Annotated in this window: 1 pseudogene; it reads right to left on the reverse strand. The window is 47.1% G+C overall.

The annotated features are described in order from the left end of the window. Positions 1-734, reverse strand: a pseudogene (locus tag R7040_RS26265) (cytochrome C); the annotation flags it as partial.

Below are 734 nucleotides of genomic sequence, written 5' to 3' on the forward strand. Positions count from 1 at the left end.
CGCCTGGGTTACTGTCATTGTGGCAAGCGGTACAAACGGCAATGTTGTTATCAATTGAGCGATAGCCGGGTCCATGATGAAGCGGTTCGCCCATATGACAGTTTTCACAGGTACCTGTTTCAATCACATTGCGGGAGACTACTGCATCTGAACTTTCTTGCGGCACCCATTCAAACACGTAGGTAAAACCGTTGCCTTGCTCGCCATACGCCATGACGATTCGGTGGAGTTTATCCGCATCCCAAGCGATAAAACCGTTGTTGCTAGAAGAGTCGGCAGTATAAGGATCGGACACTTTTAAAACGTCAGGAATGGCAAACGTGTAGCGATACCCCTCGTCTGTTTTTACTAGTGTTCCATCCCAAACACTCTCCATGCTGGCACGGTTATTTGCGGTGTTACTTGAGTGATGGAAACTCTTCCAATAGGTATTGCCATGACGCCCATTGAAGGCAAAGGCTGGATCGCTCGAGTTTTGTGTATCGACACGAGAGGGCATTGCTTTAAGAAGTGCGATGCGAAAGTCTTTCGTTTCGTCTAGCTCATGAGATCTGCCACTGCCGTCTTTGACGGTAAAATCGACCACCAGTTTGGTTTCTCCGGTTTCTTGAGTGACCAATGATGGCTCGGAAACACTGATCTCGAAATCACCAAGCGCAGGTGGTGGTGTATTTTGATCGTTTTTGCTGTCTGGACCACATCCGGTGAGCAGTAAAATAAAAAATATTAATGTA

Source organism: Vibrio sp. 1069 (assembly GCF_033340555.1).